The organism is Marinobacterium sp. MBR-111 (assembly GCF_040547585.1).
GTDB lineage: Bacteria > Pseudomonadota > Gammaproteobacteria > Pseudomonadales > Balneatricaceae > Marinobacterium > Marinobacterium iners.
Map to the genome: position 1 here is coordinate 119,115 of NZ_JBEPQA010000002.1, position 12,729 is coordinate 131,843.

Annotated in this window: 12 protein-coding genes; 5 read left to right on the forward strand and 7 right to left on the reverse strand. The window is 54.7% G+C overall.

Translation table 11 applies throughout. The features are described 5' to 3' along the window. Nucleotides 1-51: 51 nt before the first annotated feature. The gene (locus tag ABIE61_RS02220) at nt 52-957 is read left to right on the forward strand and encodes an AraC family transcriptional regulator (RefSeq protein ID WP_354406313.1); all 906 of its coding nucleotides are present in this window, start codon (nt 52-54) and stop codon (nt 955-957) included. Here the strand turns inward: ABIE61_RS02220 and ABIE61_RS02225 are convergent. The 7 genes from ABIE61_RS02225 to ABIE61_RS02255 all read right to left on the reverse strand — a co-directional run bounded on the left by ABIE61_RS02225 (nt 940) and on the right by ABIE61_RS02255 (nt 8,309). Next, nucleotides 940-2,232 (reverse strand): sensor domain-containing diguanylate cyclase, encoded by a 1,293-nt coding sequence (locus tag ABIE61_RS02225; RefSeq protein WP_354406315.1) that lies wholly within the window; start codon nt 2,230-2,232, stop codon nt 940-942. The two genes, ABIE61_RS02220 and ABIE61_RS02225, sit on opposite strands and share 18 nt — an antisense overlap. A 94-nt stretch (nt 2,233-2,326) precedes the next feature. After that, nucleotides 2,327-3,412, reverse strand: a complete 1,086-nt coding sequence (gene hemH / locus ABIE61_RS02230; protein ID WP_206841289.1) for a ferrochelatase — start codon at nt 3,410-3,412, stop codon at nt 2,327-2,329. Between the two features lie 181 nt (nt 3,413-3,593). Then, a complete protein-coding gene (locus ABIE61_RS02235) occupies nt 3,594-4,520 on the reverse strand; it encodes a branched-chain amino acid ABC transporter permease (protein WP_091827039.1) in 927 nt (308 codons plus the stop codon). Between the two features lie 10 nt (nt 4,521-4,530). Further along, nucleotides 4,531-5,418, reverse strand: a complete 888-nt coding sequence (locus tag ABIE61_RS02240) for a branched-chain amino acid ABC transporter permease (RefSeq protein ID WP_206841287.1) — start codon at nt 5,416-5,418, stop codon at nt 4,531-4,533. Between the two features lie 114 nt (nt 5,419-5,532). Further along, entirely contained in the window at nt 5,533-6,732 is a 1,200-nt protein-coding gene (locus tag ABIE61_RS02245; RefSeq protein WP_206841284.1) for an ABC transporter substrate-binding protein, read from the reverse strand. Between the two features lie 48 nt (nt 6,733-6,780). Further along, nucleotides 6,781-7,491: an ABC transporter ATP-binding protein gene (locus ABIE61_RS02250; RefSeq protein WP_206841281.1), complete on the reverse strand. Its 711-nt coding sequence runs from the start codon at nt 7,489-7,491 to the stop codon at nt 6,781-6,783. Continuing rightward, on the reverse strand, nt 7,488-8,309 hold the full coding sequence (locus tag ABIE61_RS02255; protein WP_354406317.1) for an ABC transporter ATP-binding protein: 822 nt from the start codon (nt 8,307-8,309) through the stop codon (nt 7,488-7,490). Before ABIE61_RS02255 ends, ABIE61_RS02250 begins: the two co-directional genes overlap by 4 nt. 299 nt (nt 8,310-8,608) lie before the next feature. Here ABIE61_RS02255 and ABIE61_RS02260 point away from each other — a divergent pair, with 299 nt between their 5' ends. From ABIE61_RS02260 to ABIE61_RS02275, 4 genes are all read left to right on the forward strand, one after another. Further along, complete coding sequence (locus tag ABIE61_RS02260; RefSeq protein WP_206841274.1) at nt 8,609-9,010, forward strand: MerR family transcriptional regulator; 402 nt, start codon at nt 8,609-8,611, stop codon at nt 9,008-9,010. Nucleotides 9,011-9,044: 34 nt separating this feature from the next. Next, complete coding sequence (locus tag ABIE61_RS02265) at nt 9,045-10,211, forward strand: isovaleryl-CoA dehydrogenase (protein WP_091827010.1); 1,167 nt, start codon at nt 9,045-9,047, stop codon at nt 10,209-10,211. A 74-nt stretch (nt 10,212-10,285) separates the two neighbouring features. Then, nucleotides 10,286-11,896 carry a carboxyl transferase domain-containing protein gene (locus tag ABIE61_RS02270; RefSeq protein ID WP_354406319.1) on the forward strand — a complete coding sequence of 537 codons (1,611 nt, stop codon included), beginning with the start codon at nt 10,286-10,288 and terminating at the stop codon, nt 11,894-11,896. Between the two features lie 28 nt (nt 11,897-11,924). Next, the gene (locus tag ABIE61_RS02275; RefSeq protein WP_354406320.1) at nt 11,925-12,725 is read left to right on the forward strand and encodes an enoyl-CoA hydratase/isomerase family protein; all 801 of its coding nucleotides are present in this window, start codon (nt 11,925-11,927) and stop codon (nt 12,723-12,725) included. The last annotated feature ends 4 nt before the right edge of the window (nt 12,726-12,729 follow it).

The following is a 12,729-nucleotide window of genomic DNA, read 5'->3' on the forward strand; positions in this document are numbered from 1 at the left end:
GTCAAGTAAGGGTTTTCACTAAAGCATATAAAACCAAAGACTAAGGATTTCATGAGTACCCCATCCAGCTGGCCTCTGCCCCCGGAAAGCATCCGTTTCGTCCTGCCCCGGCAGATGGTTTCGAAACTGGCAACACACCCACTCAGCGAGCAGCTGTATCCGCTTGGGATCGGTTACTACCAGCTCGCACGGGGACACGAAATGCGCCGTGAACAGCATGATGACTTTCTGCTGATCTACTGTCTTGAGGGCAGCGGACGCGTCGAGTACGGCACCGACCGCAAACGCCGAATCATTCGTGCCGGGGACCTGCTGGTGCTGCCACGTGGCACGCCTCATCATTACTGGACCGACCAGCGCGACCCCTGGAGTATCTACTGGATCCATTTCGATGGCGCGCTCTCCCAGGCGTTCATTGATCAACTGGCGCTGGACCCCGGCTCCCCCTTGCTGCCACTGGGGATCCATTCACGATTGGTATCGGATTTTGAAGCCTTGCTGGACACACGCCAGGCACGTCACCATCTGGCGTCTTACCTGCACAGCGCCAATCAAATGCGCCAGCTAATGACACATATTGCGCTGTTACGCCCTCTGGCGCGGCAACAGCAGGAGGAGTCGCTTGATCTGGAGAAAATTCACAGCTTGATGCAGGCGCGGCTGCATGAACAGATCGATGTAGATACCCTGGCAGCCGCCGTCAGCTTGTCCAAATATCACTTCATCAAGAAGTACAAGGCATTGACCGGTACGACTCCGATTAACCATTTCATTCAGCTCAAGATTGAACGAGCCTGCCACTTGCTGGATGTAACCAACAAGGGCATCAAAGAGATTGCATGGGCGGTAGGGTATGAAGATGCCTATTATTTCTCACGCATTTTCAGAAAAATGATGGGGATTTCTCCCAGCCAGTACCGTGCGATACGACTGGGGCGTTCATCGTACGTCAGCTGAACAGCCTTCACAGCATCGAGGGTCGTCATAAAGCACAACCTGATTCTTGCCTCCATGCTTTGCCGCGTAGAGGGCCGAGTCAGCACGAGCGACCAGGTCCACAAGACTGGTCGCATCTCGCGGATAGAGGGAGACACCAATACTGGCTGTCAGATCCAGTGTTTTCAGCGCGTCGGGCAAACTTACGCGAGCAATGCCGTGACAAAGCTTCTGCATCAGGCTTTTCATGCCATCGGCATCAGTATCAGGACACACCAGCACAAATTCCTCCCCGCCCCAGCGGAACAGAACATCCGAGCGTCGGGTAAACTCATCGATATAGGCAGCAACATGCTGGAGCACTTGATCACCGGCCAAATGCCCATGCAGATCATTGATCTGTTTGAAGTCATCCAGATCGACCAGAGCCAATCCCAGTGGCCGACGCTGACGCCGCATTAGTGCTATCTGCTGCTCGGCCAAACCTTCACCACGACGCCGATTGAACAGCCCCGTCAAGACATCGTAGTCGGCCTGCTTCTGCAGCTCCAGTTCCTGCATTTTGAGATCGGTCAGATTGAACACCATTCCGATCACACGGACAGGTTTGCCCTGCTCGTCACGCTCGCGTACCTGGCCACAGTCTCGCACCCACAAGTAGTGTCCGTTGCGGTTCTTGAGCCTGTATTCCGCCTCAAACAGATGACGCCGTCCCTGCAGGTGTTCTTCAAGAATGCTCAGCACAAGGGGGGCATCTTCCGGGTGGATGTTACTTTTCCAGCTTTCCAGCCGCGGCTGCATCTCATCCGGGCCATAGCCCAGCAAACGCTTGAGATTGGGGCTGAAATACAGCTGCCCACTGTCCACCTGCCAGTCCCACACGCCATCTGCCACATCATGCAGGCCCTGCCACACATTTTGCGGCGCCTGTTGTACCAGACAGAACTGCTGCATCCGATTGCTGATATCGCGCGCAACAGAAATAAACACTTCACGTCCATCGACCTGATCAATCGAAACACGAATTTCAACCGGCAATTCATAGCCATCAGAACAGATATGATGGCCTATAAACACAAACGAGCCATGCTCCCGTGCACTTGCAACAATCTTGTGCCAGTGATCCATACCTGTCACATCTCGCTGCAGGGTCAGTACCGAATGGCCCAGCACCTGCTCCCGGCTATAACCCAGATCAGTACAGGCCGCACGGTTGCAGCCGATGATCTCCGAGGTTTCGGAATCGACAATATAGACGGCGTCGGGAAGGTGTTCGTACAGTTGTGCCAAATCCATAAAAGGCTCCTGGCTCCGGATCATCCTCTCATACCGGAGCGGTCAATCAATCCATAATATTGAGACCATTCCTGTTGTGAAGCATTGCCTGCGCCTATCGCTCCGCCCCCTGATCCTGCGCAAGTTTCTGACACTTTTTGCCTTCATCGGCAGGTGACAAATCCCAGCCCTGCAGATGCTTCAGGATCAGTTTTTCCAATGCGTCGATGTGAGTCGGTTCTGCATTCAACGCAGGGATGTATTCATAGCGCTCGCCACCAGACTCCATGAAGTACTCCCGGTTCTCCTGTCCGATCTCTTCGATGGTTTCCAGACAATCGGCCGAGAAGCCGGGGCAGATCACCTGTACCGATTTGACTCCCTGTTGTGGAAAGCCCTTCAACGTTTCATCCGTATAGGGTTTGAGCCACTCTTCTCGACCAAAACGTGACTGAAACGTGGTCATCCAACTGCCGGGCTCCAGCCCAAGCCGCTCGGCAAGCAAACGACTGGTCTTGTGGCACTCGCAGAAGTAGGGATCGCCCTGCAGAAGATAGCGCTTGGGTATACCGTGGTAGGACATTAACAGACGGTCAGCCCGACCATGACGCTTCCAGTGCGCCTCAACCGAAGCCGCCAACGCATCGATATAGGCTGCTTCATCATGATAGTGATTCACCATCCTCAATTCCGGTAACCATCGACGGGTACGAAAATCCTCGGCAACAGCATCAAAGGTTGAAGCTGTAGTGGCACCGGAGTACTGCGGGTAAAGAGGTAACACCAGCAGACGCCTCACACCGGCCTGTTGCATGCGCTCTATCACGCTGGTAATGGAAGGATTTCCATACCGCATGGCGAATTCAATCATGACATTTTCGCCAAAACGATGGTGCATTCGTTCCTGCAGTGCTGCCGTCTGCGCCTGTGTATGCAGCAGCAGCGGAGACCCCTGGTCGGTCCAGACCTCTTTATAGGCTGCGGCCGAACGGCGCGGTCTGATGTTCAGAATGACGCCATTGAGAATACACCACCAGATCGGTCGTGGCACTTCAACCACACGAGGGTCCCAGAGAAACTCTTTCAGATATCGCCTCAAGGCCTTGGGTGTAGGCTCATCCGGTGTCCCCAGGTTGGTGACCAGCACCCCGGTCAATTCTTTCTGGTCGTGACTGAAGCCCTTTACTCCGCGATAGCCCATTACAGCTCCCTGAATAACAAAAGCCCTGATGCTTTGCGATCAGGGCAAATAGACGAGACTTGATGTCACGTGATCCTAGTTGATACGTTGCCTCACGCCAAGCGGATCACCGCTGAAGAGTGGCAACAAAAAACGCCCGCCGGGGGCATCTCCGACGGGCGAATCGCTCGACACTCTCGACTTAGCCGAAATTGCGTTTCCACATTTTCTGCAACTCGCCAACGATACCGCTGCGGAACGCCAGCACACAGATTACGAAAATGAAGCCCATGATAATATGTACATAGTTCCCCAACTCACCACCGGACAGGTAGTTCTGCATGGTCACGATCACACCGGCACCGACAACCGGACCCAGAATGGTGCCGACACCACCTACCAGCGTCATCAGTACCACCTCACCGGACATGTGCCAGTGCACATCGGTCAGTGACGCCAGCTGAAATACCAGAGTCTTGGTCGAACCGGCCAGACCGGCCAGTGCGGCTGAAATGGTAAAGGCAACCCATTTGTAGTCATTGACGTTGTAGCCCAGGGAAACAGCACGCGCTTCATTCTCACGAATCGCTTTCAGCACCTGGCCAAAAGGCGAATGGATGGTGCGATGAATCACCCAGAAACCAATCAGAAACACGGCCAGTACGAAATAATACATGTTCATGTTGTCGGACAGATCAATGAATCCGAACAGATTTCCACGCGGTACCCCCTGCATACCATCCTCGCCACCGGTAAACGGCGCCTGCAGGTAGATAAAGAAGACCAGCTGTGCCAATGCCAGTGTCACCATGGCGAAGTAGATCCCCTCACGCTTCACCGACAATTTGCCGAATACCGCCCCCAAGGCACCTGCCGCAACAGTTCCCAGGATGATCGCCAGCTCAGGCGTCATGCCGGAGTTCATCATCAGCCAGCCTGTAATATACCCCCCCGTACCCAGAAAGGCAGCATGACCGAATGACAGCAGCCCTACATACCCCAGCATCAGGTTGAACGCACAGGCAAAGAGCGCAAAACAGAGCAGCTTGGCCAGAAATACCGGGTAGAGGAAAAAGGGAGCCACTACCGCCAGCACCAGAAGTGCTACATAGAGTTTGTTTACTTTCATCATAACCCCCTCAGGCTTCCTTACCGAACAGACCGGCCGGTTTCACCAGCAATACAACCACCATGACCAGAAAGATGACGGTATTGGACGCTTCCGGGTAAAAATACTTGGTCAAGCCTTCGATGACCCCCATGCCGAGACCCGTCAGTATTGCACCACCAATGGAGCCCATACCGCCGATCACCACAATGGCGAACACCACAATCAGAATGTTGGAACCCATATCCGGTGACACGGAGTAGATCGGGGCAGCCATGACACCGGCAAGGCCGGCCAGACCCACACCGAAGCCAAAGGTCAGTGTCACAATCAAGGGAACGTTAATACCAAATGCCTGCATCAACTGCGGGTTCTCGGTACCGGCACGCAGATAGGCGCCCAGTTTGGTTTTCTCAATCATCCACCAGGTCAGGCCACAGACCACGACCGAGGCACAGATAATCCAGAGACGATAGTCCGGCAAATACATGAATGGCAGCTTGGTACCCCCACGCAATGAGTCAGGAATGGTATATGACATACCTGAGGAGCCGTAGAGATGGGTAAACAGCCCCTGCAGAATCATCGCAACCCCAAAGGTCAGCAGCAGACTGTAAAGATGATCTTCATTGGCAATGGGACGGATCAAAAACCGCTCCATCAAGATACCGACAAAGCCAACCACCAGCGGCACTATCACCAGTGCAGCCCAATAGTTGATGCCGAAGTAGTTCAGCGCCATCCAGGCAGCAAAGGCACCCAACATGTACATGGCACCCTGAGCAAAATTGATGATCTTGAGCAGACCAAAGATGATTGCCAGCCCCAGGCTGAGCAGAGCATAGAATGACCCGTTGATCAGACCGACCAGCAGCTGGCCGAAAAGACCAAAGAGATTGATACCGAGAAATGTCGCCATAGCCTTGTCCCGTTCTCACCTGCCTGATCCTGCGGCCAGAAGCAGCCGTCAGGCTGCCCTGCCGCCCGATTCAGGGCAGCAGGGCAGAGTTGTTGCAGGGTTTAACTCTTATTGTTATTTGAAGTCGCACTCAGGCAGTACCGGAGCAAAAGCCTGATCACCCGGGATCACACTGATGACCTTGAAGATATCATCGTTATCACTGCGCTCCTCAGGCTTCTTGATTTCAACATAGTACATGTCGTGAACCATGCGACCATCGCTGCGCAGCGTTGCATTGCGGGAGAAAAAGTCATCCGGCTTCATCTCTTTCATTTTCTTGATAACGGCATCGGACTCATCCGTACCGGCAGCTTCAATCGCCTTGAAGTAGTGCATCGCCATGGAGTAGGCACCAGCGTGGCCCATGGCCGGAATGGAACCATGACGCTCCTTGAAGCGCTTGCTCCAGGCACGGGTTTCATCATCGTAATCCCAGTAGAAACCGGTGGTGGTTCGCATGCCACCCGCTACAGTCGGATCCATCGCTTGGGCGTTTGGCGTAAATACCAGCAGACCGGCCACATCTACCATTTGCGTCAGACCAAATTCGGCCGCCGCTTTCAGCGAGTTCACCGTATCGTTACCTGCGTTGGCCAGCGCCACTACGTCAGCTCCGGAAGACTGCGCCTGAAGGATATAGGAAGAGAAATCAGTCGTAGACAGAGGCGCACGGGCCGACCCGACCACTTCACCGCCATTATCGGCGATAACCTTCGACGCCACCTTCTCCAGTGCATGACCGAAGGCATAGTCCGCAGTGATGAAGAACCACTTTTTCTTGCCGCTATCGACCATCGGTTTGACCGTACCGTTGGCCAGTGCCTGGACGTTATAGGTCCAGTGTACGTTGTAGGGTGAGCAGTGTGAGGTGGTGGGTGCGTTGGAGGCCGCCGTGGAGATCATGGCGATCCTCTTGGCATCAGTGGTCACTTTGGTCGCCGCGAGTACCACCGAAGAGGCCACCAGACCGCCTACGGCATCCACCTGCTCATTCTCGAGCCATTTGCGCACGATGGCAGAGCCCACATCCGGCTTGAGCTGATCATCGGCGCTGACGATTTCAATCGGCGCACCCAGAACGCTGCCACCGAAGTCCTCGGCTGCCATCTTGATCGCGGTCACACAGCCTTCGCCACAGATATCCGCATACACACCGCCCATGTCAGCCAGCACACCGATCTTGACCTTGCCATCAGAGACATTGGCCATGGCAGCTGAAGACGCAAAAGCGGCAACGGACGCAGCGAGAAGGGTCTTTTTCATCATTTTCATCGTTACTCTCCTGTCGAGCATTGTTATTTTTATTTCTCAGTTAAGGGATCAAACCCCAAGATAGGTGTTCAGGAGCTCTGTTTTGGCTTCAAGCTCATTGGCTTGAATTTCCTCAACGATATGACCGTGTTCCATAACGTAGTGACGGTCGGCGATGGGGGCAGCAAAACGGAAGTTTTGCTCCACCAGCAGGATGGTCAAGCCTCGCTCCTTAAGCTTGACCAGTACCTCACCCAGCTTCTGCACGATTACCGGGGCAAGGCCTTCGGTAATCTCATCCAGCAACAGAATATTGGCACCCGAGCGCAAAATACGCGCCAGAGCCAGCATCTGCTGCTCCCCGCCAGAAAGGCGGGTCCCCTGACTGTATCGACGTTCGTACAGATTGGGGAACATTTCGTACAACTCTTCAACACTCATGCCATCGGAGCGCACTGCCGGCGGCAGCAAAAGATTCTCTTCCACGTTAAGGCTGGAAAAGATGCCCCGCTCTTCAGGGCAATAACCCAGCCCAAGGTGTGCAATCTTGTGCGCTGGCATATTGAGGGTTTCATTCCCATTGATATTGATCGAACCGGTACGGCGTCCCACCATATTCATAATGGCACGCAAGGTGGTACTGCGTCCGGCACCGTTTCGACCCAGCAGCGTAACCAATTCGCCCTGCATGATATTCATGTCGATGCCATGCAGAATATGGGATTCACCATAAAAGGCGTGCAGGTCATCGATGCGCAATTTCTCGCCATAAGTACTCATGCCCGAGTCTCCTCTGCCGCTGCCGCATCCCTGGCTGCCTGTTCGTTGGCTCGATCCTGTTCCTCACTGGCAGCCGTACCCATATAGGCCTCTCGAACACGCGGATCAGCCGAAACAGTCGCGTAATCACCTTCCGTAAGAATGGCACCGCGCTGAAGCACCGTGATTCTGTCCGCAAGTTTGGAGACAACATGAAGGTTATGCTCAACCATCAGAATGGTTCGACCTTCAGATACTTTCTTGATGAGGTCGGCGACCAGCCCCACATCTTCATGGCCCATACCCTGAGTCGGCTCATCAAGCAACATTAACTCAGGTTCAAGCGCCAGCGTGGTAGCAATTTCCAGGGCGCGCTTGCGACCATAGGAAAGATCAACCGTTTGTGCGTCCGCAAACTCCGCCAACCCGACAGAATCAAGCAGCTCAACTGCTCGATCATTGAGCTTGTTGAGTACATTTTGGGAGCGCCAGAAATGAAAGCTATTGCCTTCCTTGCGCTGCAGCGCAATACGCACATTCTCCAGTACCGTAAGGTGTGGAAACACCGCGGATATCTGAAATGAGCGCACCACACCCGCACGAGCGATGGCAGCCGGTCTCATGGACGTGATGTCACGGCCATTGAATAGAATCTGACCCGTTGTGGGGATCAAAAACTTGGTTAGCAGGTTAAAAACTGTAGTCTTACCGGCTCCGTTGGGGCCGATAAGGGCGTGTATGTTTCCGCGTGTCACCTGAAGGTTGACGTCATCTACCGCGGTGAAACCCTTAAACTCTTTTACAAGGTTACGAGTTTCGAGAACGTAGTCTGCACTCATGTGTAAACCAAGCCTCTTTGTTGTTTTTATGCTGGCTTTCGCACTAGGCGTCGGATTCTTACTTGAACGTAAGGTATGGACGCAAACTAGCAATTTACCTTAGGGGAATACAATTACTACTTTAGTCTAAACAAGCAGTTCGAATACAGATAAAACTACAACATATATCAATATTTTCAATAGGTTAACCATAAAGCTCTGTACACATTGCGCAATAAAATTAATTTCTCGACACTTTACGTTAACGTAAACTTCATTTAGCCTGCATATACACGATAAGCAACAGGATTCAGAGCCACATGAGTAGGACCTACTCCATCAGCGAACTGGCCAGCGAATTTGATGTAACAACTCGCAGCATCCGCTTCTATGAAGACCAGAGGTTGCTGCACCCAACACGTCGTGGACAGACGCGCATTTACAGCAGTAAGGATCGGGTAAGGCTGAAACTGATTCTGCGCGGCAAGCGCCTTGGGTTCTCTCTTGCCGAGACCAGGGAGCTGTTTGATCTCTGGGATGAAACACTCAGCGGCAGCGAGAAACAGCTCAACTTGATGCTCAAGACCATCACGACCAAACGTGCGGAACTGGAGCAACAGCTGAATGACATTGCAATGGTACAGCTTGAACTGGACAGCGCAGAAACCCGCTGCCGCGAAGCACTAACCGAACTACAACAAAAAAAGATGACGACCGAGTGACTGGATCACGGCATCATAATCAAAGGTGGACATAATGATCTCTGCATATTCTGAACTGAACTTTGGACTGGGCGAAACCATCGACATGCTGCGCGAACAGATCAACAGTTTCGCCGCTCAGGAAATTGCTCCCCGTGCCGAAGCGATTGACCACGAAAACCTGTTCCCGAACGATCTCTGGCGCAAGTTTGGCGACATGGGTCTGCTTGGGATTACGGTAAAGGAAGAATGGGGTGGCGTTGAGATGGGCTACCTGGCCCATGTTATTGCCATGGAAGAGATCAGCCGTGCTTCCGCCTCCGTTGGCCTGTCTTACGGTGCTCATTCCAACCTGTGCGTCAACCAGATTCACCGCAACGGTAACGATGAGCAGCGCGCCAAATATCTACCCAAACTGATCAGCGGTGAACATATCGGGGCCCTGGCGATGTCCGAGCCCAACGCGGGTTCCGATGTGGTGTCGATGAAACTCACCGCGCGCGATGCCGGTGACCATTATGTGCTTAACGGCAACAAAATGTGGATCACCAACGGCCCCGATGCCAACGTCTATGTGATCTACGCCAAGACCGACCCGGCTGCCGGCCCCAAGGGTATCACCGCCTTTATTGTTGAGCGTGATACCGAAGGTTTCACCCAGGCACAGAAGCTGGACAAGCTGGGCATGCGCGGCTCCAACACCTGCGAGCTGGTATTCCAGGACGCCAAGGTACCCAAGGAAAACATCCTCGGTGAATTGAACGGCGGCGTTAAGGTGCTGATGAGCGGGCTGGACTACGAGCGTCTGGTACTGTCCGGTGGCCCGCTGGGCATCATGCAGGCGGCGATGGACATCGTGGTGCCTTATATCCGCGATCGCAAGCAGTTCGGTCAGGCCATCGGCGAGTTTGAGCTGGTACAGGGCAAGGTGGCTGACATGTATACCCAAATGAACGCTGCCAAATCCTACGTTTATATGGTGGCCCAGTCTGCCGACCGCGGCGAAACCACCCGCAAGGATGCCGCCGGAGCCATTCTCTACTCAGCCGAAATGGCTACCAAGGTGGCACTGGATGCCATCCAGCTGCTGGGCGGCAACGGCTACATCAATGAATTCCCGACTGGTCGTCTGCTGCGCGATGCCAAGCTGTACGAGATTGGTGCCGGCACCTCCGAGATTCGCCGCATGCTGATTGGCCGTGAGCTGTTCCTCAACAAATAAGCTTTCCTCAACCAACAAGAATAATCGACACCGTCCGGGCAGCCCGTCTGCCCGGCAAAACGGGGAGCGACCTGATGACTCAATTGCACAGTAAAGTTAACCCATGCTCGGACGAGTTCCGTGCCAATCACGACGCCATGGCGGCAGCCATCACCGACCTGCGCGACAAGGTATCCATGATTGAACAGGGAGGCGGCCCTAAAAACCAGGAACGCCACCTGTCACGCGGCAAGCTGCTGCCCCGCGAGCGTATCAACACCCTGATCGACGAAGGTTCACCCTTCCTTGAGCTGTCTCAGCTGGCCGGTTACAACGTGTATGAGGAAGAGGTACCGGCCGCCGGTATCATTACCGGTATCGGTCGCGTCAGTGGCGTTGAGTGCATGATTATCGCCAACGACGCCACGGTAAAGGGCGGCACCTACTACCCGGTCACGGTGAAAAAACACCTGCGCGCTCAGGAAATCGCCGAACAGAATCACCTGCCCTGCATCTATCTGGTTGACTCCGGTGGTGCCAACCTGCCCCGTCAGGATGACGTGTTTCCGGATCGTGATCACTTCGGTCGCATCTTCTTCAATCAGGCCCGCATGTCCTCCAAGGGCATTCCGCAAATCGCGGTAGTAATGGGCCTGTGTACCGCTGGTGGTGCCTACGTGCCGGCCATGGCGGACGAGTCGATCATCGTGCGCAACCAGGGCACCATCTTTCTGGCCGGCCCGCCACTAGTGAAAGCCGCAACCGGTGAGGTGGTCAGTGCCGAGGACCTGGGGGGCGCGGATGTGCACTGCAAGGTCTCTGGTGTCGCCGACCATTACGCCGAGAACGATCAGCACGCACTGCAGATCGCACGCGATTGCGTGAAGAATCTGAATCACCGCAAGCAATTGAATGATCTCAACCTGCGCAAGCCTGCCGCCCCGCTCTACTCCGCAGACGAGCTCTATGGCGTCGTCGGCACCGACCTGCGCAAACCCTACGATGTGCGTGAAGTCATTGCCCGCATCGTGGATGGCTCCGAATTTGATGAGTTCAAGAAATACTATGGCACAACGCTGGTGACCGGTTTTGCTCATATCCATGGCTACCCGGTTGGCATCGTCGCCAACAACGGCATTCTGTTCGGTGACTCAGCGCAGAAAGGCGCCCACTTCATCGAGCTCTGCTGCCAGCGCAAAATTCCTCTGCTGTTCCTGCAAAACATTACCGGCTTCATGGTAGGGCAGAAGGCTGAGTCCGAAGGTATCGCCAAACACGGTGCCAAGATGGTAACAGCCGTTGCCTGTGCCAATGTGCCCAAGCTCACCGTACTGATCGGTGGCAGTTTCGGTGCCGGCAACTACGGCATGTGCGGACGCGCCTACAGCCCCAACTTCCTCTGGATGTGGCCCAACGCCCGTATCTCGGTGATGGGTGGCGAGCAGGCCGCCGGTGTGCTGGCAACCGTTAAGCGTGACGGCATGGAACGCAGCGGCGAAACCTGGTCAGCGGATGAAGAGAAGGCATTCAAGCAGCCGATCATCGACACCTATGAGCACCAGGGCCATCCCTATTACGCCAGTGCCCGCCTCTGGGATGACGGCGTCATCGATCCGGCCCAGACGCGTGACGTGATCGGCATGGGACTTTCAGCAGCATTGAACAAGCCGATTGACGACACCCGCTTCGGCGTCTTCCGCATGTAACCGGTCGAGACATAATAAGGAAAGCGCTATGGACAATAACAATAACGCCGTATTGCTGCAGATCTCCGACCAGGGGGTTGCAACCCTGACGCTGAACCGGCCAGAGGTACACAACGCCTTTGACGACAGCATCATTGCGGCCCTGATCGAGGCACTGGAATCCACTGACCGGAATCCCGAGGTACGGGTACTGGTACTGCGATCCAATGGCCGCAATTTTTCCGCCGGTGCAGATCTGGGCTGGATGAAACGGATGGCGCAGAACAGCCATCAGGAAAACCTTGAAGATGCCGGTCAGCTGGCCCGACTGATGGAGGTACTGAACAATCACAGCAAACCCACCATCGGACTGGTACAGGGTGCCGCTTACGGCGGTGCCGTTGGGCTTGCCGCCTGCTGCGATATCGTCATCGCCACCGAGCAGAGCTCGTTCTGCCTCAGCGAGGTCAAGATCGGCCTGATTCCGGCCGTGATCAGCCCCTATGTGGTGCGGGCATTGGGTGAGCGACTGTCACGCCGCTATTTCCTTACCGCTGAGCCCTTCAGCGCCAGGGTCGCGGCTGAAGCCGGGCTGGTACACCAGGTTGTGCCCCATGCTGACCTGCTGGATGAAGCCTGCAGCCGTTTTATCGCTCAACTGCGCCGCAACAGCCCTCAGGCGATGCATGCCGCAAAAGAACTGATCTTTGCCGTCAGCCAGAAAACCATAGACCAGTCGGTCATCGATGACACGGCCTGCCGCATTGCCGATATCCGTGTCAGCGCAGAGGGTCAGGAAGGGCTTAGCGCCTTCCTCGACAAACGCACACCGAACTGGATCGAGGATTAATTTG

What these genes read in the sequence shown, in the direction of transcription:
- ABIE61_RS02220 (WP_354406313.1), top strand. Translation starts at nt 52, where the DNA reads ATGAGTACCCCATCCAGCTGGCCTCTGCCCCCGGAAAGCATCCGTTTC.
- ABIE61_RS02225 (WP_354406315.1), bottom strand. Translation starts at nt 2,232, where the DNA reads ATGGATTTGGCACAACTGTACGAACACCTTCCCGACGCCGTCTATATT.
- hemH (WP_206841289.1), bottom strand. Translation starts at nt 3,412, where the DNA reads ATGGGCTATCGCGGAGTAAAGGGCTTCAGTCACGACCAGAAAGAATTG.
- ABIE61_RS02235 (WP_091827039.1), bottom strand. Translation starts at nt 4,520, where the DNA reads ATGAAAGTAAACAAACTCTATGTAGCACTTCTGGTGCTGGCGGTAGTG.
- ABIE61_RS02240 (WP_206841287.1), bottom strand. Translation starts at nt 5,418, where the DNA reads ATGGCGACATTTCTCGGTATCAATCTCTTTGGTCTTTTCGGCCAGCTG.
- ABIE61_RS02245 (WP_206841284.1), bottom strand. Translation starts at nt 6,732, where the DNA reads ATGAAAATGATGAAAAAGACCCTTCTCGCTGCGTCCGTTGCCGCTTTT.
- ABIE61_RS02250 (WP_206841281.1), bottom strand. Translation starts at nt 7,491, where the DNA reads ATGAGTACTTATGGCGAGAAATTGCGCATCGATGACCTGCACGCCTTT.
- ABIE61_RS02255 (WP_354406317.1), bottom strand. Translation starts at nt 8,309, where the DNA reads ATGAGTGCAGACTACGTTCTCGAAACTCGTAACCTTGTAAAAGAGTTT.
- ABIE61_RS02260 (WP_206841274.1), top strand. Translation starts at nt 8,609, where the DNA reads ATGAGTAGGACCTACTCCATCAGCGAACTGGCCAGCGAATTTGATGTA.
- ABIE61_RS02265 (WP_091827010.1), top strand. Translation starts at nt 9,045, where the DNA reads ATGATCTCTGCATATTCTGAACTGAACTTTGGACTGGGCGAAACCATC.
- ABIE61_RS02270 (WP_354406319.1), top strand. Translation starts at nt 10,286, where the DNA reads ATGACTCAATTGCACAGTAAAGTTAACCCATGCTCGGACGAGTTCCGT.
- ABIE61_RS02275 (WP_354406320.1), top strand. Translation starts at nt 11,925, where the DNA reads ATGGACAATAACAATAACGCCGTATTGCTGCAGATCTCCGACCAGGGG.